Raw genomic sequence first — 25,330 nt, 5'->3', positions numbered from 1 at the left:
CGGCGTAAAATTGTAGGGGTAATTTTTGATTTCCCCCCTTTAAATAAGGGCGCATTTAAGTTAGTGTCGCCTCGATAAATGTTCCCTACAGACTGGATGAATAAATTGGAAAAGTACGAAGAAGTATTGGTCTCGATTCGTCAGATCATCCGCGCTATTGATTTACATTCTAAAAAGCTGAGCAAAGAGTCTGGATTGACTGCTCCACAGTTGATTTTGATGCGCGCTATCAATGACTTAGATAACGTGACGATTAAACAGTTGTCTAGCCACACTAACATGAGCCAAGCGACCGCAACGACCATTCTAGATAGACTAGAACGAGGCCAGTTTGTTGAGCGTCAGCGCAGTGTTCAAGACAAGCGTAAAGTGCATGCTGTACTTACGAGCAAGGGCCAAGAAGCCTTAAAACAAGCACCAACGCCGCTGCAAGAGCACTTCATTAATCGATTCCAAAAATTGGAAGAATGGGAGCAATCCCTTCTACTATCTTCCGTTCAACGCATCTCGACGATGATGAATGCAGAGGACATCGATGTTGCTCCAATGCTAGAGCTTGGTAGCATTACCAAAGCCGATTAGTTTCGCTCCCACGTGCTCGCTTTTTGCGGGCACTACTCTCCTACTCAGTCAAGCCAGTTTCAAACGCATATTTTGCTAACTCTGCCGTCGAATGTAAGTCCAACTTGTGCTTAATGTTATGGCGATGCGTCTCTACCGTTCGATAACTAATATTGAGTAAAGTGGCGATTTTTTTGCTGCTGTTTCCTTGAGCAACTAATTTAAGTACCGCTTCTTCCCTGCGGCTGAGAGGATTCGTTTTTTGCGTGGCAGGCACCACTTCTTGGGTAAAGAGTGTTTGTGTGACGGATTCACAGAAATACGTCGAGCCTTGGTTCACCGTTTTTATTGCTTGCACCATTTTCTCGGCCGAGATTTCCTTGAGCATATATCCTACGGCACCAGCTTGCATGACCTTCATGATGTACTCGCGATTATCGTGCATGGTCAACATAAGTATTTTGCTCTCTGGGCGAGCTTCTTTAATTACACCAGTCGCTTCAATACCGTTCATTATTGGCATGCTGATATCCATCAATATGACGTCCGGTTGCAAGTGTTTTGCGACCTCTATCGCTTCCAAGCCATTACTTGCTGTACCCACCACTTCGATGTCAGACTCTAACTCCAAACGAGCCATGAAGCCATCCAATACCACTTGATGATCATCGACAATCACTACACTAATCGGTTTATCCATAAACTATTTCATCCAAATTAAGCAGCACAGTAATCTCTGTTCCCAAGCCAAGCTCACTCATTAGCTCAAATTCGCCACCGATGAACTCTACACGCTCTTGCATGTTCCTTAACCCAATCCCTTGTTGGTGCACTGCATGGTTAACCACAAATCCAACCCCATCGTCACGTATGAGTAATTGCAGCATATTGCCCATTTTTTGCAAAGTAACCGTTACTTTTTTCGCTCGCGCATGTTTTTCAATGTTATTCAAAGACTCCTGAGCGACGCGATATAGCGTCGTTGCGACTTCCGAAGTCAGTTTGTGCTGCTGAGTATCGAAATTGCTCTCGATATCAATCCCGGAATGGGAATGAAAATCCTGTAGCAAGGTCGTCAGTGCTGCTTCTAAACCGATATCATCGAGGGCGCTTGGACGGAGCTGATGAGAAATATGCCGCACCTCATTTATCGCGGTGACGAGCGATCGTTGTGATTTATCTAAGTGGGATTTGAGTTTTTCGTCTTCAAGTCTATGACTCATTAAGTCTAAATGACATTTACTGGAGACTAACAACTGATTGATTCCATCGTGCAGTTCTCGCGCTAAATGCTTTTTCTCATCTTCTTGGAACATCACGGTTTTATGTGCCAATTCTTTCAGGTTCTTATCAGCGAGGCGATGCTCGTGCAGATTGATCGCCAAAGTGAGAACAATGATTACAGCAACGGTCACCGCTAAGATCACGACGACTGAGAAAAATGTCGTTTCGATATTTTTGTTCACTGCCGCGCGCATATTGGCGACTTCTCGGCTGACATCCTCAATATACAGCCCAGTCCCTATCATCCATTCCCACTTATCGAGCCATGCAGCGTAACTAAGCTTAGGGACGACTTCACCTGTAGATGGCTTTTGCCATAGGTACTGATGAAATCCACCACCTGATTGCGCTTGATACAATAAAGCTTCGATTAAGCGATCGCCATTTTCGTCTTCAAGATAGAGTAAGTTTTCCCCGACAAGCTCCGGAAGAACTGGGTGTACAAGGTTGGTACCATATTTATCATAAGCAAAAAAATAGCCGTCCGACCCATAACTCAAACGATTTAAAATCGCTTTCACACGCGTTTTGGCAGCACTCTCTTCTAAAGTCGGATCGTTGTAGATGTAAGAAATGGAGTCAAAAGCGACGTCGACCGTATCTTTCAGCGCCGCTTCTTTTGATTGGATCAGGTTTTGATGAAAGATCTCCACCTCCCTTTTGCCAAGGGTCTTAGTTTGATAGATAGAGATCCAGCTGATACTCGCTGACACCAATACCACGGGTATCAGTGTCAGCAGAATTAACTTTGCTTTGAGAGGCATCCCTTCCCTCCATGAAACGCTGCCTTTACAGCTTACTATCTTAGCAGTACAAACGAATCGATTGTGTCTGCATAGACATAATTAACAGCTTAACAACTTGTCTCAAAAGGTAAAAACTCTCAGTTCACAAAATCTCTTTATTATCGAGTGATTAACTCATACCGTAAAAACCTGGGAAAAACAGCAAAGACGCCAACACAACAATCTGAATCGCGATGAATGGCATCACACCTTTGTAGATATCTCGCGTAGTAACCCCTGCTGGAGCGACACCTTTTAGATAGAACAAACTAAAGCCAAATGGCGGTGTGAGGAACGACGTCTGTAAGTTCATCGCAATAAGAATCGCAAACCACGTCATATTAATGCCCATCAATTCAGCGACTGGCGCAATAATTGGCACGATGATAAAACAGATTTCAACGAAGTCGATAAAGAAACCTAAAATCAGAATCACCACCATGGTAATAATAAGGAATCCCCACTTTTCACCCGGCAGTTCTAACATCCACTCTTCAACTAAATAATCACCACCAGTGTAGGTAAATGCCATTGAAAAGGCGGTCGCACCAAGTAAGATCGCAAAGACCATTGCGGTTACTTTAACTGTCTCTTTTGATGCATCATAAATCATCGACCAACTAAACTGTTTATACAATAGTGATAAAATTATCGCACCTGCACCGCCCAGTGCCGCTGACTCTGTTGGTGTTGCAATCCCTGCAAAGATGGAGCCCAATACCACGATGATCAATGCTAAAGGTGGCAATACAGCTTTCAGTGCGGTGAGCACTTCTTGTTTACGACTGATCGACTCATCGCGCTCTATCGCCTGTGCGGCTTGAGGGTTCAACTTCGCGTAGATGAGAATATAGATCACATAGGCGCCAACAAGTGTAATACCGGGCCAGATCGCAGCTTGAAATAGGTCCCCTACCGGTACGCCAAGTACATCACCCAACAAGATCAACACGATAGAAGGTGGGATAATTTGGCCCAACGTGCCAGACGCACAAATAGTCCCACACGCTAAACCTTTGTCGTAATTGTACTTGAGCATCACAGGAAGAGATATTAAGCCCATCGCAACAACTGATGCGCCTACCACACCCGTTGAAGCTGCAAGCAATGCGCCAACTAACACGGTAGAAATAGCGATACCACCGCGAACGCCACCGAACAAACGCCCCATTGATTCTAGTAGCTGTTCAGCAAGCTTCGTTTTCTGTAGCACTAGCCCCATAAAAACGAACAGCGGTACGGCCATTAGCACCGTATTTTCCATAATGGACTGAATTCGATATGGCATAAAAGCAAACATCTCGATGCCTTCAGCCCAAACACCAAAAATCAGCGCGATACCACCAAAAGTAAAGGCAACGGGAAATCCCAATAGAAGCGCAAAGAGCGCAACAAAAAACATCACTATACCGATCATAATGACTTCCTTTTACGACTTACCGTTATTACCGGCATAGATGAGATGAGGGTTGACAATTTTGTTGATTGAATGAAGTAACAATCCAATACCACTCACCGCCATAAAGAAAAATGACAGCGGAATCATCGCTTTGATAATCCAACGATATGGTAACCCACCTGGGTCACCAGACGTCTCGCCTAACGCGTAACTTTCCTTGGCGAAATCAATACCAAACCAAGCGACCAGTAGGCAAAAAGGGAATAAGAAAAATAGTGTGCCTATGATGTCGATGATGGATTGTGCTTTGTAAGATAAGCGTTCATAAAAAATGTCGACTCGGACATGGCCACCGGACTTAATTGCGTAAGGCACACCAAGCAAGAATACGGCAGAGAATAGATGCCATTCCATTTCTTGGAATGCGATAGACACATCATTAAACACGTAACGCATGACAACGTCGTACACAACGTTTGCTAACAACAAAATAAACAGGATGCTGGATAACCATCCGAGAAAATCGCTAAAGCGGTTAAATAATCGCTCAATATAAATAAGACTTCTCATTCCGAACTCCGTGGAACGTTTAGATGCGCTCCGCTATGGTGCGGAGCATTCATTATGAAGTTTTCTTGGGCTTCGATAGCAGGCTAAACCTCTCGGCATCGCCTGCTTCATAACGTTATTGTGGAGCTTGACTGTTTAAGTACGCTCGGTGCGAAATATCTGACCATGGTCGAACTTGATTCATATAGTTCGCTTGCGACTCTTGAATCTCTTTCGCCAAAGCATCTTTTTCTGCATGTTCTTTCAACAAACGATCGTTTGCTTCTCGCAACGCAGCTACGACTTCAGGTGGGAAATCTTTTACTTCAACATTTGGGTATTCAGACTTAATAGATGCCCAGTTTTTGCCGCTTTCGTGTTTCGATTGCGTGTACATATCGTAAGCGGCCGTTTTCATGGCTACTTGTAAAATCGCTTTTAGATCATCAGGTAGACGATTCCAGGTACGCTTGTTAACGAGGAACTGAAGCTCAGTCGCTGGCTCATGCCAACCTGTGTAGTAGTAAGGCGCGATTTTGTGGAAGCCCATACGTAGATCCAGCGATGGACCAACCCATTCCAAGGCATCAATTGTGCGACGCTCTAGAGAAGTATATAGCTCACCAGGGGCGATATTCGTTGGCTTGGCACCTAACTCAGCCAAAATCTCACCAGCAAACCCTGGGATACGCATTTTCAAACCCTGTAAGTCCTCGACGGACTTGATCTCTTTTTGGAACCACCCGCCCATCTGAGTATCGGTATTACCGCCAGGGAAAGACATCAAGTTATGTGGAGAGTACACTTTTTCCATCAGCTCCATACCACCGCCGTAGTAAAACCATGCATACTGCTCAGTTGGCAACATACCGAAGGGCATAGAAGTGAAGTAAAGTGTGTTTGGAACCTTACCCTTCCAGTAATAAGACGCTGAGTGACCCATGTCATACTGACCCGACTTAACCATATCAAACACCCCAAAAGGCGCTTTATGCTTGTTTGCGGAATCAATGCGGATTTGCAAACGTCCGTTGGACATCTCTTCCGCCATTTTGGCCATGTTTTTTGTGGTATCACCAAAAATTGGGAAATTAGGCCCCCAAGTTTCAGCAAGCTTTAAACGATAGACTTTTTCAGCAGCGTTTACAGAAGTCGCTGCGAGTGCCATCGCGGCAGCGACAGCGGTTGTTTTGAGCACTCGTTTTAAAGATTTTTGGATTAGACTCATCGTTCACGTCCTTTATCACCAAGGTTATTGTTGTCATCCATTTCATTAGGATTGGCTGTATTCGGTATAAAAGATGTAACAATGTTGTCTAATGCGAAATGGGCATGAACACGGAAGCGAGTGATTCATCAATAAGGCATTAGCCTAAGGTATTACGTACAAGTACGTAGGAAAACCGTCATGACAAAAGACTAATAATAGCAAAATCAATAAATTATATTTTTATCTATGAATAAAAATAAAAGACAATACTTACGTATTTTTCTGCCAAAAAATTTACATAGTATTTAAGAAAATGTGACAAACCACTTATTGGTAGTGTTAAAGTCAGTACTTAATGCATTATTTCCAATACCAAGATAAAAAAATACCTCGGCATCGGCCGAGGTATTCAATCCAGAACGGTAGCGGTAATTAAACTGCTTTGTAGATAACTTTGTTACCTGCTAACTGCTCTTTTTGAACTAGGTTTTCTTCAAGAAGCTTCTTTAGTGCGCCAGTAGCCCATGATGCCGCTTTAGTATCTTCTTGACCTGCAGCTAGACCGATGCCTTTAGGGTTAATACCTTCAGCATTCGCCATAACGATGTCTAATACTTGTTGTTGCTTAGGAGTAAGGGCAACATCAACTGTTTTCACTGCAGCTACTTTTTTATCAGCTACTACTTTCTCCGCAACAGCTTTTTCAGCAACAGAAGGTGCTACTGCTTTTTCCGCAACAGGCTTCACTGCTTTAGGTGCTGCAGCTAAGTTTGCTACTGTCGCTTTAATGCGTTTTTGCAGTTTCATCTGCACTTTACGCTTATGAGCAAGTCTCATTGAATATTTCTCCAGTTCACTGCATCTCAGCAGGGATGAAAATTTGAAGCGCGTTTTATACCAAAATTCACAAGCAATTTGTAGGTTTTAGCGGCGAAACGCGATGAAAAATGCGCTCAAAGCATAGAGCGTCTACTATTTAATCAGATATTTTATGAACGGATTTATTGAATACTGGGTATAAAAACAGAGGTTTGTTTTATTTTAAATGCAAGTCAATGCATATAAAGCTGCCCACTCATTTTTGAACAAGTATTCGATGAGGTTATAAGCATGGAAACGCTGCACCTAACAAATTCACATTTCAAACCCGACTCCCCTATCAACAGAATACTTTTGTTGCTCGTTGCACTCATCACTTTGTTTTTGGTTGCCATTTCTCCGGGATGGAAGCAAGCCATGCTGTCGGTCATTTTGATGTCTGCAATCGTTGGTTTCGCCATCTTGATGATTAAGAAAAGCCAAGTCACTTTTACGCTGACAGCTTCTCACTTTCAGCAACACCTTTTTAAAGGAGGTTGGGTCGTCCGATGGCGAAATATTGAGTCAATCGGTATTTGTAGCTACCAACAGGAAGGGTGGCACCAACCGCTACCTTGGATCGGTATTCGTCTAAAACACTACTCACCCTACTTAAATTCAATCTGCCCTCGTATAGCGACAGAAATTCTCCTCAGCCAGCGAGCACTGCTTTACTTAGGCGCGAAACAAAATCAGTGTGAAGATAAGTTTGAGGATATGGTGCTTGACCCTAAACCGTATATAAACAGAGATGGGATTGAGTACAAAGGTTTGTTAGCGATGCTCGCCAACCGGATGAAGTATCAGAGAGGCTTTTATGGCTACGATCTATTTATATCAGCAAGTGATCTAGATCGTGAGGCTGAGGATTTTGTGGGACTGACTCGGCGATACTTAGCTGCCGCCGAGCCAGAATAATGCTTAGTACACGCACTTTTAGTAAAGCGGCATCTCGTCAGCAACGAACGGGTTAGTTTTACGCTCGTGACCGAAAGTCGATTGAGGGCCGTGACCAGGGACAAACGTGACATCATTGCCTAAAGGCCACAATTTCTCTTTGATAGAACTAATCAACGTATTGAAATCACCTTGTGGGAAGTCAGTTCGACCAATGCTACCGTTAAACAAAACGTCACCCACAAACGCTAAACGCGCTTCTTCACTGTAAAGCACAACGTGACCAGGTGTATGACCAGGTGTGTGGAATACATTCAGCACTTGATTACCAAAAGTGACAGTGTCACCCTCATTTAGCCATTGGTGCGGTTCAAACGCTTCTGTCAGCGGGAAACCAAACATTTGGCTCTGACCTTCCAAACCTTGCAACCAGAAGTTATCTGCCTTGTGAGGGCCAACAATCTCTGTACCGCCAAGCAGTGCAGACAGCGGCTCCGTGCCACCTACGTGGTCCAAGTGACCGTGTGTTAGCACTAGGTTTACCACGTCAACACCCAGCTCTTTGATAAGCATAACGAGCTGCTTTTCATCGCCGCCTGGGTCAACCACAATACCTTTCATGGTTTCGTCACACCAGACAATAGAACAGTTTTGAGAGAAAGATGTTACTGGAACAACTTGGTATTTCAGAGCCATAGATAACCTATACCGAATAAATTTGCGTGAAAACTGCCGCAACTATGACACTAAGGCCTAGCGACTTCAAGCTTTGAACTGTGGGTAATCGACGACGTTCTGAGACTAGAAACCTTGTCTCAACTAGCACTACCAGGAACGAACAGCTCCCGTATCGATATGAACAAAGTTACTACCTGGATAATAACCCACGCCACCGGCTTTTAGGCTTAATGCAGCATCACGAACCGTTGAAAGCTTCACGCCGTCTAAACGAAAATCAATGGCCTTTCCTTCCATGTGCATGCTCTTTTTCGCTACACGAGAAGACCCGTTGCGCAGCGAGGCGTTAGTGGCAGGAGAACGGTAACCTGAAATGACGATCACCTCTGCTTCTGTACCAATTAACTTTTGAATTTGACTTATTTGATCGAACAAGCGTCTATCCATGGGATGAACCTCATTTCGTCGATGGTCTCGACAAAACTCATTCAGCCTTTGAAGTTCATCATTAATGTATCGTTTTCCATCGAAATAGCATGTTTCGAGGATCTCTCCAGTATTAAGATTGTTCATCGCCAGTGCACGTGGCTCGTCAGGGAGTGAAGCCCAAGAAAATGATGGCAGGGCAGACGCCAACACCACACCACCAGCGGTCATTTTAAGGAAATCTCGGCGGGAAAAGTTACGACTTACCATTTCAAAATACAGTGCTCAACAACTAGACAAGTCGTGGACATTAACCAAACACATTTGTCACGTCAAATGCATAAAACGCTCCATCTTGATTTTCAGATGCAGTAATTATTGCTTAATTATTGAACGAAAAGAGAATTCTTCGTTTTGTAAATTTTCCTTAAAGATTTCAACTGCGGTGATCGTACTTATAGATATCATCACGGTAGTAAAGCGTTCCCTCTTCCAACCATGCTGTTTGATAAATGATGTGTACTTGAATGCGCTCTCCCAAAGGAACTGACGTGTTAGACCGACGAGAACTTTCTCGCTTTTTCGCTAAACGTTCTTCCAACCCCTGAGTTTTGAACAGAAGTTCTGCTAACTGGTCTGCATGTTCTACACGAACACATCCTGAGCTGAATGCGCGTCTGTCCTGTTCAAACAAGTTCTTACTTGGCGTGTCATGCAAATAAATAGCTTGTGGGTTAGGCATATTGAACTTGTACAATCCCAGTGCATTTTGTAAGCCCGACGCCTGTCGCATACGATAAGGAAATGTTCTCGGATTCACTGTTGCCCAATTGATGGTTGTAGGGTCAATAATTTCGTTCGAAGTCCAAGACCGAATGATTTGAATGTTATGGTTAATCAAATACATCGGATTACGTTTTACTTTAGGAATAATGTCTTTAACCATGATAGTCCAAGGCACGTTCCAAGTTGGGTTGAGAATAACTGAATCCAGTGCTACCGACATGATGGGCGTTTTTCTTGATGCTCTCCCTACCACGACTTTAGACTCAAACAAGGGTTGACCGTCATGCCAATACGTGACTTCGTATCCAGGCACGTTAACAAAGACAACATTATCCCTTTCTTTCGACCAAATTCTTGAACGCTCAGAATTCAACGCCAACAGATGCAATCGCTCTTGAGGAGAAAAGTTGATCCATCGAATGGTATTCGGGCCGATAACGCCATCTTCTTTCAAACCATGAATACGCTGGAACTCTTTTATCGCAAGCTCTAATTGTTCGTCATATTCTTCAGTGACTAAATCCAAGTAAGAAACATCTACGCCTACGATCTCCATTCGCTCAATCAACAGGGGTCTGTTTTCTAATGTATCGCCAACACGTGCTAGCCCAGTTTGTTGATAGGCCGGATATTGGTACTGAGAATGTTCCGATAGCGAAGAATAGGCGGAGTAGAAAGCATCATCTGTTTGTAGTGGAGACCGGAGACTTGCCAAAAACTGACCAAGTTTGCCAACCGTAATCTCATTACTCAGAACCGATAAAGTATCGATGCTAGGAGCGGGTAACGTAACATGGGCTTTGTCTGTAAATAGCCAATTAATCCCTTCTTCGGGGAGTTGCTCAAGATAACTAAGGTACATCAAGAGTGAATCTGTCATCACTAAATCGAAGTCGAGATTATCTCCCTGCCACCTTACTTGGTTTATCCGGTGAAGTTGATTTTCGAATTCGTCGGTGACATCCGCAAGTGCAACCAGGTTTACTTGAAAAAGAAACTGCTCAATATCACTTTCATTTTCCCAGTTCAAACGGTAATTGGTGCTTTGATACAGTTGATCAATCACCTCTGGATAATGGATCATTTTTTCTACAGACAGCTTTTGTACCGCTCCCTCTTGCTCGACTTGCGCTGAAGCTTCGAGAGAAACGACGGTGGAAAAGCTGCAAAACGGCACCAGAAGTGCCGTCATGATTAAAACCCTAGCAAACACTGAAATGATCCTTGCGCTACTTGCCATAATAAAAAGTATGGCAAATATCTCACAGCTTGCAGGTTTAAAATTAAGAATCTGATGCCGAAAACGACAACAAAACTCTCTATAAGTAATTACTCAATGATCTTTCTAGATAATTCTCGACCAATGGTTATCCCATTGCACACCGCTTGCGAAGGTATTTTTTGACTCTTCAGGCCTTTGCTCTACCACTTTTCCCGCTCCAGAACTGACTCGGAATTCATCACCGTAGATCACAACACCAGAGGCGTCTGGTAACGCACTTAACTCGACCAATTTGCCCGTAGATTTAGACCATATACCATAACAACTGCCCGGAGGCGAAGTGGCTAAGATCCATTCATCGGTTGCTGCAATACTCGCAACGTAGTGATTGAAACGCGCCCACTCTTCAGGCTCAGCTTGAAGATCTTGCATTTCACCACCACGCGTGTGCATGGCGATCAAGGCTGGATACTCGTCCGGCTCACCACGATATTGCTGACCACAAAGCACGGTTTCCGCACCATCATGGGCTAAGTGGCGAATACTCAACTTATGATCCGGTAAAGACACTTGATCCAACAGCTCACCTTCTTGTGAAAGGTAACTCAGGCTGGGTCTCATGCTATCAAGATTGAGAGGTTCACGGCCGTTGGTGTGTACGCCACCGACGCCAATCGCTAATGCGCCATCAGGCATCATGATCACTTCATGAGGGCCAAGGCCAAAACCCGTTAACTCATCAATCTTTTGATATTGCTTCTGCACATCATAAACACCAATGATCCCGCGGCTTGTCCCCCTCTCCCCTTCTGTGGCAAATAGCAACGTGCCATCATGGGAGTAAACACCATGTCCATAAAAATGACGATTTGGCGTTGCTAGTTGCAGTTTGATCATCTGCTCTGAGCGATAATCAAACACCATGAAGAAAGTACCAGGTCGACGACCAAAAACTACGGCGTGGCCTTGTTGGTTTGTTGCCACACCGTGACCACGCTCAGGAATCGGCAATGAAGATAGCGGCATACCATGCTCATCCGCCATCACCGCTGCATATTTATCTCGGCCAATGATAGAGCAGCCGATCAACGCAGGCTCACGTGAGCTTGTTGAAGCACAACCAAATGGCATCATAGGTATAGCCGCCCCGAATAGAGCGGCTTTCAGCAAAGTTCGGCGGGTTTGATCAGTCACCATCGGTTGCATTAAATCCTATAACTACGCCAAGCTCGATCGCCACTTCTTCGTGAATCAGGTACTTCAATTGCTCTAGCTTATTGTATTGAGAGAGCACCATGCGATAGCCTTCTTTTGTTTGTAGTGCAGCAAACAAGCTCTTATCTTCTGGCCAAGTTTCTAACGCCATTTCAAACTGATGAACAACACGGTCTGCGAGATCTGCATGGCCTTGCTCTCTTAATAACGCATCTAAACCATTTCCGTTAGCAAAGTACAACGCTTCCATCCCTTGAAGGTTGGCTTTTAGGTTTGAAAGCGAAGTTTCTGAACGCCATGACTCTGAGAAATACGGGCGAGGCTTACCAATCTTCGCTAGCGGTCGGCTCAACTTCTTCATGCTGTATTCAAGCTGATTCGAGAGCAGTGAAATGTACTCAGACTCCCATTCCGTCATCTCTAGCGATTTCCAAGGGTTCTCTGCCCAAGAATCCGCGATGATCTGCGCTTTGTTATCGAGGTTTTCTGCAATCGCTACGCCTGTCACACAAGTATTGCTGTTGCTAGATAAGGTCGACGCTTTATCGTAAAGCAGCCATTCCAGAGCCCCTAAACCTTGCACGGTGACACTTTGGGTGGAGATATCTTCTGCACTCCAAGCTTGGTCAGATTTCGTCAATATAGACATTTTACGACCAGTAGTGTTCTTTTTATCTGGCCAAAACTGAACATTCCAGCTTTGCTCCAATGCCGTAGCAGGGCCACGTTCTTGACCTTGTAATGCCATCCACGCAAGCATAGTTTGATGCCACTGCTGTTTTACTTGTGCATCATCTTTCCACTCTGATGCGCAGTAATCCGCGAAGCGCTGTTCAAGTTCTGTGGTTTGCGCTAAAAACGTCTGAGCTGATTGAAACTCGACCTCGTACACGCTTTGAGAAATATGACTTGTACTCTCAGGCTTGGCAGAGCTCGAACCGATGGTCGATTGGCAACCAACCAAACTTAACGTTGCGGCAATCGCACTCACTAATAGTGTTTTTTTCATGGTTGCTTCCTTATAGAGAATTCAGAAACGCAATCAATGCGTCACGTTCTTTTTTGTTCAGTGCTAAGACGTTTTGTTTCGCCGTTTCAGCTTCGCCGCCGTGCCACAACACCGCTTCCATCAGGTTACGAGCGCGGCCATCATGTAGAAAGTAAGTGTGTCCGTTTACTTCTTCGGTATAACCAATGCCCCATAGCGGTGCTGTTCGCCACTCGCGGCCGTTTGCTTGATATTCCGGACGGTTATCGGCTAAGCCTTCACCCATGTCATGCAAAAGCATGTCGGTGTATGGGTGGATAAGCTGCTCAGAAAGCGCTGGTAACTCTGGTCGTTTCGCCGTTTTAACACTGGTCTTGTGGCAGCTTTCACAGCCAGACGCAGCAAAGATTTGCTGACCAAGTTTCACGTTAGGGCCATTGACATTACGGCGAATAGGTACAGCTAAGTGCTGGCTGTAAAACTCTACGAAGTCGAGAATATTTTCACTCACTTCTGGTTTGCCGCCATTTGGCATGTCGTCACAAATGCTTTGTTTCGAGGTACAGTTTTCATTTGGGAATAAATGGCTCGTAAGACCCACATCACCATTAAATGCTGCTGCATTTTGCTGCATTAGCGTCGGTTGTCCTGCTTTCCAGCCAAAACGACCAATCGAGAAGTCGTCCTTCTCAATATCCCACACCTTATTGACTTTGCCTGAGATACCGTCTTTGTCGGCATCTTGTTCATCAGCCCAAGCAAGTAGCGTTTCGTCGGGAATACTCTCTAACAAACCAAGGCCGATCATTGGCGGTGCCACGCGTGCTGAGAACTCGGTATCAGGGTGCATATCGCCGTAACCCAGATCGGTAATGTTCAAATGAGGTTTTCTTAGCGTCACCGTCGTACCGTCTTTAAATTTCACTGGGACATCGGTGTAAGTGATTTCGATTTTGCCTTCTGGCGTTTGATCTTGCAGGGCGAAATCTTGAAGCTGGCCACCATAAGTCGGCTCAGGTATGCCGCCATCTTTGATGTAAGCTTTCTTTTGTTCTGGCGTCATCGCAGGAATGCTTAAGCGCACTAACATAGACACTGCATGTAAATCATCTTTCTCTGGCGGATGACCACGACCGTCTTTGATGTGACAATTCTGACAACCATTGGTGTTAAAAAGCGGGCCTAAGCCATCACGAGCGTCTGTTGACGCTGGCGCTTGTACCCAAGGGTTGCGGAAAAAGCTGTTACCGACGCTAAAATCGAGGCGTTTGCTCATTGGCAAGTTAGCAGCAGGAAGAGAATAGGCATTCGCGCCGTCTTTTTTAACACTGGTTTTGCCACCAGACTTAACATCATAAGCCATGGCAGAAGAAGAAAGGATCGCGGCTAGCGCAGAAATTAGGTATGGCTTCATATCATTGCTCTACATAGACAACAAGGGTGATAACAACGAGCTCAAACGTCAAAAGGGCTCACAAAGAGCCCTTATTTATTATGGTTTTCTTATTAAAACTCGTGGTCAGCAGTATCAGGGCTTAGGCTGTCGATGCCGACAATGCTTGCCGCACGCTCAATCGCACCGGTTTGTGCTACCAACGACATGATGGTGTCGTTTACTAGCGCGTTGCCTTGTGCGTTACCCGCTGCAATAAGTTGGTCAAAGTGCTGGTTGTTCTTCTCTGCAGAAGTCACTAGCTCACCAACTTGGCTACGTGTTGTATCAAACTGCTTTTGAATGTCGGTCGCGGCTCTCTTATCTTTTTGAGCAACAAGATCAGCAATACTTGGACCAGATAGCTCTTTGCCGTTTACACCTTTGTATGTACCTGTGTAAACGTTGTAGATGCCTTGCTCGTTGTAGTAGTGAGAATTATGCGTGTTGTCTGAGAAACAATCGTGCTCGTCTTCAGTTGAGTTCGCTTCTAGTGCCACTTTCATGCGCTCACCCGCTAGCTCACCTAGAGAAAGAGAACCCATGCCGAATAGCATCTTACGTAGACCATTGTCCGCTGAGTCGTTCAGTAGCTCTTCACGGTAGTTACCTTTTACTTCAGCAGACCACTGCTTTTCCATCCACTCAAGGTCTTGAACCAGTAGATCAGCGGCTGCTTTTAGGTACTCTCCACGACGCTCACAATAGCCATTCGTACACTCAGAACCCACAACGAAATCAGTGTAAGCGCGTTGACCTGCGCCTGCGTTAGTGCCGTTTAGGTCTTGGCCCCAAAGCAAGAATTCAATCGCGTGGTAACCTGATGCAACGTTTGCCTCAGAACCACCTACTTCGTTTAAATCTGCTAGTAATTCTGGCGTAATTTTTGAAACGTCCAGTTTAGAAGCACCAATCTGCAGACTTGTGTTTGCGATGATATTTGCAGCCGCACCTTCGTTACCCAATTCGTATTGGTAGTCCGCTGCTACGTAGTCGATCAGACCTTCATCAAGTGGCCACGCGTTTAACTGACCTTCCCAATCGTCAACAATCGCGTTACCAAAACGGAAAACTTCAGACTGTTGGTAAGGCACGCGAGAATCTAGCCAAGCTTGTTTTACTTCTTCAAGCTTTTTCGCTGATGGTGATTTTAGAAATTCGTCGATTTTTACGTCAAGCGCCTTCGCTGTTGTTACTGAATCAGCAAACACAGCATGGGCAACGTCCGCGTAATGTTCGACTACTTGTTGTTTAGTTACTGTGGCAGCAACGGTAGAACCACTGGCAATGAGGAGTGATGCAGCAATAGATTGGACTAAAACTTTTTTTGCATTCATCTGAAGCATCCTTGTTGAGCTTTTCAATTATCGTATTAGTAGTGCTAATTATTCTTATTTGCACTTTAGTCTCGAGATAATACAAATTTACAATTTATTTGCAACTCCAGATACAAAAAAACCTCATAAAAATGAGGTTTTTCACGGGCTTTATTGTCAGTTTTATCTTTAGGATTAAACCTTTAGGTCATGTTTTCCGTGAGAGACTTTTGCCTTCAGATAATTTTCGTTGCCATCTTTGATATGTGCAGAGGTATTGACAACCTCGCCAATTTCAATTCCGTACTCAGATAACTCACGAATTTTCTTAGGGTTGTTCGTCACGAGGCGGATCTTATTCACGCCTAAAGCTTCTAGCATTTGTGCTGCTTCTGTGAAATCACGCAGGTCATCATCAAAGCCCAAATGGTTGTTAGCTTCGTACGTGTTCATGCCCTGGCTTTGTAAGCGGTATGCATCGATCTTATTGTACAAGCCAATACCACGACCTTCCTGACGGAGATACAAGATGATACCACCGGACTCGCCCATGCGATTGATCGTCTCTTCTAGTTGCTCACCACAGTCACAGCGTGAAGAGTGGAACACATCGCCTGTCAAACACTCAGAGTGCATACGAACTAAAGGCATGTCCTGAGTTTGGTCCGCTTGTTTAAAGATAATAGCAACATGCTCTTTGTCTGTCTTCAGACCATGGAAAGACAGAATTTCGGCATCAATGTTACTTTTTGCCCCGACTTTAAAATCTACTCTGGCACGTACTTCCGCCATATCTATACTCACTCGATTTATTGCTTGATGCGCTTGATGCGTTTTCGTTATTGCATTCATGGGATTTACTCGTTGCTCTTCAACTATGGGGACTGATACCGCATTTTGCAATATAGAGATCACAATTGAGGGCAGTTATCCACTCAAGACAGCAAAAGAGAAACACTCTCCAACTGAACAATTGTTATATTATAACAATTTAAAAAAACTACAATAAAAAACCCCAGACAAATTTTGTCTGGGGTTTCAAGAAGGTCGTTTGGTCTATCTTTTAATGGGTCTGACTGCGCTTCCAAACGGCGAGTTCAATCCAAACTGCTTCGAGTTCTTGGATTTCCTCGTCGGTCAACACGGCGAGCGTTGAAGTAACTTGAGGCAGGTTCGGTGATTGCAATGCACGAATCTGCGAATAGAAGTCTTTTTTAAGTTGTAATATAACTGAATCCACTGCGTGCACCTATTTCGTTCTTTTATTACTTATCCAGCTCAAAATTTTTATTTCCTTTATACTGGAAACTTCATAAATTCGGAAAAATGATAACATTCTGCTTGTTAAGTGCACAATTTATTTTTAATAGTGGAATAACGGTCACATTAATTACGCTTCACCATTCGGATCGAATATAAGACAAAAAAGATCAAAAATAGCACAGGAAAGATCCACAACAGCGCCGTGGAATAATTTAATGGTGGTTGATACAGAACAATATTCCCATAACGAGCAACTAGATAGTCCTTTATTTCTTGATCTGAGCTTCCTTCATTGGCCATCGTATACACTTTCAACCTCAGGTCTTTAGCCGCTTGTGCATTAGACTCGACAAGGTTTTGGTTTTGACACTGCGGGCAGCGTAATGTCTTGGCTAACGAGGTTGCACGCTGTTGCACTTCAACAGAATTAAATTCAAACAGATCAACATTCTGTTCTATATCCGCACTTCTCGTGAAAGGAGAAAATAGTATAAATAGGATTAAAGTGAGGAGAAGATTATTAAATCGAAACATTCAAGTATCCTGAAAATATATCGTTCCATTTATCTGCCGTTAGCTCTCCACGATATTTGATCAATATACGACCATTTGGATCAATCAAGTAAGTTTCCGGCGTTCCGATAACACCTAGCTCCACAGCGAGCTTTCCATTAGGGTCACTAATTACTTCAATATATGGATTTCGTTTAGAGCTCAAATATTCACGAGCGGCTTGTTTTTGATCTCTATAATTCAGCCCAATAATAGGCACACCGAGTTCTGCTAACTGCAATAATTCTTCATGCTCTCGTTTGCATACTCCGCACCAAGATGCCCAAACATTCAATAATTTATATCCGTCGCTTTTGAACAACTGCTCAGAAACCATGTCATCAGAGATCAGAGAAGTAGAGCGAAAATTAGGTGTCTCTAAATTTCGTTGTGGGGACAATTCAACATGTGGTCGCTCAGACAAAGCCACCGCAGTTACTACAGCAAACACGGCAACAGCCACAAACAGACCTGCGAGTTTAAGCGTATTTCTCGATCGCATTGATAGCCTCTCTCCTTTTCTTTAGGCCGGTTAATAGCGCACCAAACACAGCTAGTAGCCCGCCAGACCATATCCACCAAATACCTGCGCGGTACTGAACTTTAATCGCATAAGCATGAGTATCGACTTTGTCACCCAATGTCACGTAATAATCGCCATGCCATAGTGAACGAATCGCAGGCTCGGTCATATTCATCACTCGCACAGGGTAATGACGCTTTTGCGGGTTGAAATTGAGCATGCGGCCATCTTCCAAGTGCAAGGTGATCTGTCCTTGTTCCGCGGTGTAGTTTGGCCCCACTAGCCATTCGATACCATGATAATCGATAGTGATCCCCGCCCTTTGTTGAGAACTGCCGGGTTCGACACGTAAATTGTGTTCATATGAGTAGTGACTGTTGAATACAGCTCCATTCACCGCCAGCGCAAAACCGATATGTGCCATCACGATTGGCATGAGTTTGCGCTTATTGGAACAACGAAACAGCATAACGAGATGCGCCACAATCACCCAAGTAGCCAACGTTATGGTTAGCAATACTTCGAAATGCAGTGCGTGCACTAAGAAGATAAACCCGCTCCCAGAGACAAGAGATAACGCAATACTGATCGCAATATCAGCGCTTACACTCGGCACTGTGCCTTTTGTCCATTTCAGCAGCGGCATGAAAGCTAGGGCAATCAGAGCCAGTATGCTTAATGGGAAGATCAGACTATTAAAATAAGGTGCGCCAACTGAAATGTTTCCTAAACCGAGCAGTTGATAAACCATCGGATAAAAAGTGCCAAGAAAAACGATAGCAGTCGCAATAACCAGCAGCCCTTTGGCGATGTAAGCAGTGTAAGCTCGGCTCGCTAGAGATTGAAGTTTGAAGCGAGGGAGTTGTTCTCCTCGCAAAATCAATACGCCAAAAGTGATGATGACAAGCAAGCTCAATACACCAATCAGCACCAAACCTTTAGTTGGGTCCACCGCAAAAGCGTGCACTGAAGTCAGCACGCCAGAGCGCACCACGAATGTCCCTAAAATGCTTAGGCTGAACGTAGCAAACGCCAGTGCATAGGTGCTCCAAATTGCGCCTCTGTTACGTGTTGCGACAACACCGCTGTGCAACAAAGCAGTACCAGTAAGCCAAGGCAGTAGAGAAGCGTTCTCCACAGGGTCCCAAAACCACCAGCCGCCCCACCCTAGCTCATTGTACGCCCACCATGATCCCACCAAGACACCCAACGTGAGCGTTCCCCAAGCAAAAAACGCTGCGCTTCGAGCAACCACATACCAATCGCTCATCGGTTGTTTACCCAATAGCGCAGCTAATGCAAAAGCTAATATTGCTGCGTAACCGACATAACCGAGATAAAGCAATGGTGGATGAATGATAAGCCCAACATCTTGCAACATTGGGTTTAGATCTCGTCCTTCCGACGCCAATACTTGGGCATACTCGAACGGGTTAGAGGTCATTAACGTGAACCAAGCAAATGTCGCAATAAGAACGTTCATGATTCCTAAACAGTCACAAGTATATTGGGCGTTGAGCGGTGACTTAAATGCAATAAACGACGCCCATAAACTCAAGGTGACGACCCAAAACAACATGGAGCCTTGGTGCCCGCCCCAAGCGGCAGCAATCTTGAATGCTACGGGAAGTTGACTGTTGGAATGCGTAACAACATATTCCAACGCGAAGTTGTCTTGCACGAAGCAGACGATCAGAAGTGCTAAACAAATGATGGAAGCTAAGCTAATGATGTGGGACATCGCGACTTGATGCGGCAATGTCGCCTTCTTACCCATAGCACGACGTAGCCAATGCAGCAACGATGCACAAGTCGATGTTACAGCCACCAATATCAGTAAGAAGAACCCTAGCTCAGCTTCCATTTATCCCCCTTACACTACGGTCATTTGACCGGCATAGAGAATGAAAGTACGCAGCATAAGTACGCCAACCAAGCTCAACGTCGTGACCACAAAAACGTAACTGCCTTTGTGGCGCACTTCTGAAGGCGTTAACCAATTGAGAGTCAAAGGCGTTATCATGCCGATGAACACTACGCCAACCCAGAACCATTGAGCCCAGAATCCACTCGAAATAGCATTCCAAGCCGCGACTTCGTTCTGACCACCGCTGAAGATCAGTCCAGTAAAGAATGTCACTAAGACAAACAACTCAAACAACACTACTGGGCGTTCAAATCCGTGCACCCAAGACACACTTGGGCTGCAGGTCGACTCTTTAAACACCAAGATGCCGAACATCAAGCATGCTGCTGCGCCCGAGGACAAACTAGAGAACAGGAACAAGATTGGCAGTACTGGATTGTTTAGCATTGGGTAAGTCTTCAACGCAGACAATAGAAAGCCAGTGTACGCTGCAAGCACGATGGCTAAGAAGCCCAAGAACAATTCAATTGCGTTGTTGGCTTTCCCCGCCTTAATCAAAATGCCATCGGCAAAATCCAGCAGTTTGCTTGGTAACTTCCCTTCACAGAAGCTGATGATTTGATGGCGGAAGATAACGCCAATCCAAACAAACAACACGATCATGTACACTTGGAACAAGATCACGCCCATCGACATCACAGACGTTGGGTTGTAGTAGATCATGATCTTCCAAAACTCTAAAGGCTTGGTTAAATGGAAAATCAAAATTACCAACCCAGCAATGATGCCAAATGGTGCGAGCCAAGCCATCGCTTTCATGATGCCGTTTTTTGCGGGATCACCTTCAATCACTTTGCGTTTTAAATAGATTGAAATCATCACCGCACCCGCTGACATCCCAGCAAGGAATAAGTAAATCGCGATGATCCAATCCCAGACTAACGAGTCAAAGTGGAATACACTTTCGAAGCCGTTCATGATGACACCTCCCCTTTGCTATGCGGAATTTTGTACAGTTTAGGTTGCGTACCTAAATGCGATTTATCGCGATAGACAACATGGCTTTCGATAGCTTTGCTCACCTCGCTAGTTGGGTCATTCAAATCACCAAAGATGAGTGCTTTTGTTGGGCAAGATTCCACGCAAGCTGGCTGCTTACCTTGCGCTAGGTTGGTATCACGGCAGAAGTTACATTTATCCGCAGAGTGATCGACTGGATTAAAGAAGCGCACTTGGTAAGGGCAAGCAGCAAGGCAATAACCACATCCGACACATTTCTCTTTGTGTACATCCACGATGCCGGTCGCTTCATCTTTGTATGCAGCGCCTGTTGGACAAACGTATACACATGGAGGGTTATCACAGTGTTGACAGGATTCGCGAGTAAACTGGTATTCCACATCTGGAAATTCGCCAATCGGTTCACTGCGATGAATTTTAAGTCGGGTCACGCCTTCAGGGACTTTATTTACTTCGCGACAAGCATCGGTACAAGCGGTACAGCCAATGCAGGCATTTTCATCATGAACCATACCCATGCGTTTCGCTTGTTCACGGTTGCTGGCATAAAGAGAGGAGCTAACAACGGAAGTGCCTGCAACGCCTGTAGTTAAAATCAACGCGCCGCTGCCGGCTAAAAAGTTTCTTCTCGAACATTTCATGCTATCTCTCCTCTTCTTTGGCAAGTTCAGGTTCGACGGCAAATTCAGAGTGACAATCCACACACTGCTTGATCAGTTGTTTTCTGTCGTACGACAACGCTTTGGTTTTCGCTGCGTGTACATCGTGGCAATTTGAACAAGTGAGGTTTTTGGCGTGCACATCGTGCGTCCAGTGGCTTTCTCTCAGTTGTGTCGGTGCATGGCAATCCACACATCGGCTGTTGGCTTTAAGAATCATGCTTGGATCAAGGAACACTTTGTCGTGTACCTCTTTCGATTGCGCGGCAGAAAACTTAATCACATCAGGCGCGCCTTCACGGTGATCAGGGCCGATGTTGCTATGGCAGTTAGTGCAATTGAGTTGCTTCCCTTGGCTGAGTAGAGCTTGCGGGTCATGCGAAAGGTTCAGAGTCTCTTTTGCATCCTTATGACATTGCAGACACTTGTAGTCACGGTCACGGATCAACTCGACTTGATGACGCTCAGCTTGAGCACCTTCAATCGGCTCTGAAGAAGTCGCATGGGCGGCGATGGAGAAACCATAGATGGCAAAGACGAAGAGAAGTTTCAGCATTGTCTCTATGGTCAATTTTATATTGCCCATATTGTTCTTTCCTTAGCTCGATAATAATTGATAACTATTCTCAATTATTTATTTGAGCGACAATTAATTTCCTCTGAAGATATTTTTTAGATCTTCAAATGACATCAATTCTTATTTCGGAAAGCCACAACGCTAAACCTATATTTATAATACCTCTATTATTCATAAGGGGTAGAAACACCTGCTCAAAAAGCGAACCAAATCACCCTATTTTTAAAAAGGTTAAAAACCCAAAGCATTGTAGAACAATGACTTAACAACTACCACTTTAGAGGTATATAAATTCAAACATGACTGAGATCACTGGTGTAAATTGATCTAAAACAAGACAAGATTCACTCTCTATTTCATCTATCCAATTAAGCAATATTATTAATCGTAGATCTCCAGTTCTTATTTGGAATAGCTCCTCACAACGCTGCTAATAAAAACGAATATGGAGATAACACTGTGAGCATAAAACACTGGATGAGCGCACCTATTGCGGTTGCGACCTTATTCGCCAGCCAATTATTTTTGGTTGGCGCTCCGTTAGCGGCAGAAGAGAAGGATTTTATCGATCCTCGTAACGATGTCTTTGAACAGAACCACCCTGATCAATACCATTCTTGGAAAGCAACATCCGAAAGTGAGCACATTGAAGATGCTCTAAGTGAAGACCCAAACATGGTTATCCTGTGGGCTGGTTATGGCTTCGCGAAAGACTACAACAAAGCGCGCGGTCACTTTTACGCACTTGATGATGTTCGCCAAACCTTACGTACTGGCGCACCAACCGACGAGAAGTCCGGGCCTATGCCGATGGCGTGCTGGAGCTGTAAAAGCCCAGACGTTGCTCGCGTGATTGATGAACGTGGTGAAGACGGTTATTTCGAAGGTAAATGGGCACGCTTAGGCTCAGAAATCGTCAACCCTATCGGTTGTTCCGATTGCCACAACACGGGCTCTGAAGCCTTCAAGAAAGGCGAACCCGCGCTGGCACTGACTCGCCCATACGTCGAGCGTGCTTTTGATACTATTGGTAAAAACTTTGATGAACAATCTCGCCTAGATAAGCAAGCATCGGTCTGCGCTCAATGTCACGTTGAATACTACTTCACCGGCCCGACTAAAGCGGTTAAGTTCCCATGGGACATGGGCACCACCGTTAATGACATGGAGAAATACTACGACGCGTTGAATTTCAAAGATTGGACGCATGCCGTATCTAAAGCGCCGATGCTAAAAGCACAACACCCAGGTTTCGAAACTTGGAGAGCGGGTATTCATGGCAAAAACAAAGTGGTGTGTGTGGACTGCCACATGCCTAAAGTGACCAAAGAAGACGGTACAGTCTACACAGACCACAAAGTGGGTAACCCATTTGATCGTTTTGAAGACACCTGTGCGCAATGCCATACCCAACCTAAAGAGCAGCTACAAGGCATCGTCTCGACTCGCAAAGCGCAAGTACTGAACATGAAGCTAACCGCCGAGAAGCAAATCGTAGCGGCACACTTTGAAGCAGGCGCAGCGTGGAAAGCAGGTGCAACAGAAGCAGAGATGGAACCTATCCTACAAGATATTCGCCATGCACAATGGCGTTGGGACTACGCGATTGCTTCTCACGGTGTTCACATGCATGCTCCTGAGGTAGCACTTGAAATACTAGGTACTGCAGTTGACCGCGCTGCTGACGCCCGTACCAAATTAGTTCGTTTACTGGCAACCAAAGGCATTACTGACCCTGTTCAAATTCCAGATATCTCGACCAAAGCGAAAGCACAACAAGCACTGGGCATGGATATGGATAAGATGAACGCAGACAAGAAACACTTCCTAGAAACAGTAGCGCCAGAGTGGGATAAAGCAGCAGCTGAACGCGAAGCCACGTATTAGTCTAACTGGCAACGGTTAACTTATAGATACAACAAGGGGCGTACTAAACGCCCCTTTTTTTGTTTATTTGTTTCTTTGTTATCTTTATTTCTTCATCCCCGATTCTATCGAGAGACAAAATCGAATGTACTAGCGACGAGGAAGCCTAGGTCTAGGTTGAATATTTGGACGTGCTTTAGGCATCTGCACATTTGGGCGAGCAACTGGGCGCTGGATCTTCGTTTCCGGTAATGCTTTTCTTTGTTGAACCTTTTCTTTCACCGCCTTGCCTTGTAAAGTCGCTGGTTCAATATGCTCCGGACGATTCTCCCATTTGGTTCGAATCTCTTGCTTTTGCTCGTCAGGCAGTGATTGCCAATGATCGTCAAGTTGGCGTTTCATGTTATCGATATTGGCGGACATATCGTCGTCTTTCCAATCTTCGACTTTGTCTTTGATGGATTGCTGTTGGTCTTCATCTAAACCATTCCACCACTCTTCCAGTTTCTCTTTGTATTCATCGTCGTTGTCGCAACAGCCCGGATAGTAATAAATCCAGTAGTCGTCATGATCGTACCACCACGGGTCGTAGTAACCCGATGAATAATAAACCGTAGAGGAAGAGCCAGAATGATCGGAAGAGCTACAACCCGCCAATACAGAGCCGCACAGCAAAACCAATATGCTTAGTGCTTTATTTTTCATTCGTTGCCCACCTTTCTCTCTATTGCTTGTTAAATTGTACGCTTACAATAGCTCTTTTGCTTTGTTAATAGAGTTAATGATTTGCACCCTATCTAAATTTGGATCATCAGAATCTAATAATAGTACCCAGGCATCAATCGCTTCCTGAAAGCGGAATGACAGAAAATGGTCATTTGCGATCAAAGACAAAGCCGCTTCATTATGCGGTTCTATCTGTAGAGCTTGTTCCAGAAGCAGGCTGACTTCTTGCGTCATAGATTGTTGGTGGATATAGTATAAAGTGGTCGCCTTTGCAGCAAGTTGCGTGGCACTGACAGGTTCAGTCAGTTGGATCGCGTAGTCAAAACAAATCAACGCACCGTCAAATTCACCCTCTAGCAGGTAGCCCTGCCCGAGTTGGAACCACAATTCAGCGTTGTTTGGATCCTCTCGCAACTGGTCTTGAATCTCTTTCATGATGTCACGAGCAGTCATCATTCGTGACATTTCCGCTTGTATTGGTTTAGGCGGAGTTTGATGCAGCAATAAGAAACTGGCACTCGTCACGACAAGTACTAACAGGCAAAAGCCAAACCATTGAGCAGGTTTAACTTTTGATGCACTCAGTGATAAGAGTACGATAAACAACCCCATTAGAGTGATGGCAGCGAAAAACCAAACAGACATAACACGTCCCATAAACAAAGATAACG

The 25,330-nt window shown here is 44.8% G+C and carries 26 protein-coding genes; 3 read left to right on the top strand and 23 right to left on the bottom strand.

Annotated elements, in window-relative coordinates; genetic code table 11:
- The first annotated feature begins 105 nt into the window (after positions 1 to 105).
- On the top strand, positions 106 to 582 hold the full coding sequence (locus R7E78_RS11330) for a MarR family winged helix-turn-helix transcriptional regulator (RefSeq protein WP_005376877.1): 477 nt from the start codon (positions 106 to 108) through the stop codon (positions 580 to 582).
- Between the two features lie 40 nt (positions 583 to 622).
- On the opposite strand, the gene R7E78_RS11325 is transcribed toward R7E78_RS11330, so the two are convergent.
- The 6 genes from R7E78_RS11325 to R7E78_RS11300 all read right to left on the bottom strand — a co-directional run bounded on the left by R7E78_RS11325 (position 623) and on the right by R7E78_RS11300 (position 6,625).
- Positions 623 to 1,261: a response regulator gene (locus tag R7E78_RS11325; RefSeq protein WP_017636110.1), complete on the bottom strand. Its 639-nt coding sequence runs from the start codon at positions 1,259 to 1,261 to the stop codon at positions 623 to 625.
- On the bottom strand, positions 1,254 to 2,609 hold the full coding sequence (locus tag R7E78_RS11320; protein WP_025767289.1) for a cache domain-containing protein: 1,356 nt from the start codon (positions 2,607 to 2,609) through the stop codon (positions 1,254 to 1,256). The genes R7E78_RS11325 and R7E78_RS11320 overlap by 8 nt, the downstream gene beginning before the upstream one ends.
- Before the next feature lie 151 nt (positions 2,610 to 2,760).
- Positions 2,761 to 4,047, bottom strand: a complete 1,287-nt coding sequence (locus R7E78_RS11315; RefSeq protein WP_005376871.1) for a TRAP transporter large permease subunit — start codon at positions 4,045 to 4,047, stop codon at positions 2,761 to 2,763.
- 12 nt (positions 4,048 to 4,059) lie between these two features.
- Positions 4,060 to 4,599, bottom strand: a complete 540-nt coding sequence (locus R7E78_RS11310; RefSeq protein ID WP_005376869.1) for a TRAP transporter small permease subunit — start codon at positions 4,597 to 4,599, stop codon at positions 4,060 to 4,062.
- Between the two features lie 115 nt (positions 4,600 to 4,714).
- A complete protein-coding gene (locus tag R7E78_RS11305) occupies positions 4,715 to 5,806 on the bottom strand; it encodes a TRAP transporter substrate-binding protein (protein ID WP_225491958.1) in 1,092 nt (363 codons plus the stop codon).
- Between the two features lie 414 nt (positions 5,807 to 6,220).
- Positions 6,221 to 6,625: a hypothetical protein gene (locus tag R7E78_RS11300; RefSeq protein WP_005376863.1), complete on the bottom strand. Its 405-nt coding sequence runs from the start codon at positions 6,623 to 6,625 to the stop codon at positions 6,221 to 6,223.
- Between the two features lie 273 nt (positions 6,626 to 6,898).
- Here R7E78_RS11300 and R7E78_RS11295 point away from each other — a divergent pair, with 273 nt between their 5' ends.
- Positions 6,899 to 7,564: a DUF2982 domain-containing protein gene (locus R7E78_RS11295; protein ID WP_005376857.1), complete on the top strand. Its 666-nt coding sequence runs from the start codon at positions 6,899 to 6,901 to the stop codon at positions 7,562 to 7,564.
- Positions 7,565 to 7,582: 18 nt separating this feature from the next.
- On the opposite strand, the gene R7E78_RS11290 is transcribed toward R7E78_RS11295, so the two are convergent.
- The 15 genes from R7E78_RS11290 to nrfB form a co-directional block, all read right to left on the bottom strand.
- Positions 7,583 to 8,239, bottom strand: coding sequence for an MBL fold metallo-hydrolase (locus tag R7E78_RS11290; protein WP_149191754.1), 657 nt, complete (start codon positions 8,237 to 8,239; stop codon positions 7,583 to 7,585).
- A 129-nt stretch (positions 8,240 to 8,368) separates the two neighbouring features.
- Positions 8,369 to 8,917, bottom strand: a complete 549-nt coding sequence (locus R7E78_RS11285; RefSeq protein ID WP_031778936.1) for a DUF882 domain-containing protein — start codon at positions 8,915 to 8,917, stop codon at positions 8,369 to 8,371.
- 166 nt (positions 8,918 to 9,083) lie between these two features.
- On the bottom strand, positions 9,084 to 10,625 hold the full coding sequence (locus tag R7E78_RS11280; protein ID WP_170893455.1) for a murein L,D-transpeptidase: 1,542 nt from the start codon (positions 10,623 to 10,625) through the stop codon (positions 9,084 to 9,086).
- A 153-nt stretch (positions 10,626 to 10,778) separates the two neighbouring features.
- Positions 10,779 to 11,861: a DUF1513 domain-containing protein gene (locus tag R7E78_RS11275; protein WP_262640451.1), complete on the bottom strand. Its 1,083-nt coding sequence runs from the start codon at positions 11,859 to 11,861 to the stop codon at positions 10,779 to 10,781.
- On the bottom strand, positions 11,842 to 12,879 hold the full coding sequence (locus R7E78_RS11270) for an imelysin family protein (protein WP_262640452.1): 1,038 nt from the start codon (positions 12,877 to 12,879) through the stop codon (positions 11,842 to 11,844). The genes R7E78_RS11275 and R7E78_RS11270 overlap by 20 nt, the downstream gene beginning before the upstream one ends.
- Positions 12,880 to 12,889: 10 nt before the next feature.
- Positions 12,890 to 14,272 carry a di-heme oxidoredictase family protein gene (locus R7E78_RS11265; RefSeq protein ID WP_064368586.1) on the bottom strand — a complete coding sequence of 461 codons (1,383 nt, stop codon included), beginning with the start codon at positions 14,270 to 14,272 and terminating at the stop codon, positions 12,890 to 12,892.
- A gap of 92 nt (positions 14,273 to 14,364) precedes the next feature.
- On the bottom strand, positions 14,365 to 15,627 hold the full coding sequence (locus R7E78_RS11260; protein WP_262640454.1) for an imelysin family protein: 1,263 nt from the start codon (positions 15,625 to 15,627) through the stop codon (positions 14,365 to 14,367).
- A gap of 174 nt (positions 15,628 to 15,801) precedes the next feature.
- Positions 15,802 to 16,398: a GTP cyclohydrolase II gene (locus tag R7E78_RS11255; protein WP_025767283.1), complete on the bottom strand. Its 597-nt coding sequence runs from the start codon at positions 16,396 to 16,398 to the stop codon at positions 15,802 to 15,804.
- 271 nt (positions 16,399 to 16,669) lie between these two features.
- On the bottom strand, positions 16,670 to 16,846 hold the full coding sequence (locus R7E78_RS11250; protein ID WP_020480909.1) for a hypothetical protein: 177 nt from the start codon (positions 16,844 to 16,846) through the stop codon (positions 16,670 to 16,672).
- 146 nt (positions 16,847 to 16,992) lie between these two features.
- The gene (nrfF, locus tag R7E78_RS11245; protein WP_262640455.1) at positions 16,993 to 17,403 is read right to left on the bottom strand and encodes a heme lyase NrfEFG subunit NrfF; all 411 of its coding nucleotides are present in this window, start codon (positions 17,401 to 17,403) and stop codon (positions 16,993 to 16,995) included.
- Positions 17,390 to 17,923, bottom strand: coding sequence for a DsbE family thiol:disulfide interchange protein (locus tag R7E78_RS11240; RefSeq protein ID WP_025767281.1), 534 nt, complete (start codon positions 17,921 to 17,923; stop codon positions 17,390 to 17,392). The genes nrfF and R7E78_RS11240 overlap by 14 nt, the downstream gene beginning before the upstream one ends.
- Positions 17,901 to 19,808 carry a heme lyase CcmF/NrfE family subunit gene (locus tag R7E78_RS11235; protein WP_151514965.1) on the bottom strand — a complete coding sequence of 636 codons (1,908 nt, stop codon included), beginning with the start codon at positions 19,806 to 19,808 and terminating at the stop codon, positions 17,901 to 17,903. Before R7E78_RS11235 ends, R7E78_RS11240 begins: the two co-directional genes overlap by 23 nt.
- A 9-nt stretch (positions 19,809 to 19,817) precedes the next feature.
- Positions 19,818 to 20,789, bottom strand: coding sequence for a cytochrome c nitrite reductase subunit NrfD (nrfD, locus tag R7E78_RS11230; protein ID WP_025767279.1), 972 nt, complete (start codon positions 20,787 to 20,789; stop codon positions 19,818 to 19,820).
- On the bottom strand, positions 20,786 to 21,472 hold the full coding sequence (gene nrfC / locus R7E78_RS11225) for a cytochrome c nitrite reductase Fe-S protein (RefSeq protein ID WP_086046905.1): 687 nt from the start codon (positions 21,470 to 21,472) through the stop codon (positions 20,786 to 20,788). Before nrfC ends, nrfD begins: the two co-directional genes overlap by 4 nt.
- Before the next feature lies 1 nt (position 21,473).
- Positions 21,474 to 22,076, bottom strand: a complete 603-nt coding sequence (gene nrfB / locus R7E78_RS11220) for a cytochrome c nitrite reductase pentaheme subunit (RefSeq protein ID WP_262640456.1) — start codon at positions 22,074 to 22,076, stop codon at positions 21,474 to 21,476.
- Positions 22,077 to 22,526: 450 nt separating this feature from the next.
- Here nrfB and nrfA point away from each other — a divergent pair, with 450 nt between their 5' ends.
- Positions 22,527 to 23,954 (top strand): ammonia-forming nitrite reductase cytochrome c552 subunit, encoded by a 1,428-nt coding sequence (gene nrfA, locus R7E78_RS11215; protein ID WP_262640457.1) that lies wholly within the window; start codon positions 22,527 to 22,529, stop codon positions 23,952 to 23,954.
- 129 nt (positions 23,955 to 24,083) lie between these two features.
- On the opposite strand, the gene R7E78_RS11210 is transcribed toward nrfA, so the two are convergent.
- Together R7E78_RS11210 and R7E78_RS11205 are read right to left on the bottom strand one after the other, a co-directional pair.
- Positions 24,084 to 24,638: a hypothetical protein gene (locus R7E78_RS11210; protein WP_130545101.1), complete on the bottom strand. Its 555-nt coding sequence runs from the start codon at positions 24,636 to 24,638 to the stop codon at positions 24,084 to 24,086.
- 42 nt (positions 24,639 to 24,680) lie between these two features.
- Positions 24,681 to 25,304, bottom strand: coding sequence for a tetratricopeptide repeat protein (locus R7E78_RS11205; protein WP_165401636.1), 624 nt, complete (start codon positions 25,302 to 25,304; stop codon positions 24,681 to 24,683).
- Positions 25,305 to 25,330 lie beyond the last annotated feature (26 nt).

This window comes from Vibrio sp. YT-19(2023) (assembly GCF_033337395.1).
The sequence above is the reverse complement of the archived record's forward strand: the minus strand, read 5'-3'. Positions and strand labels throughout refer to the sequence as shown.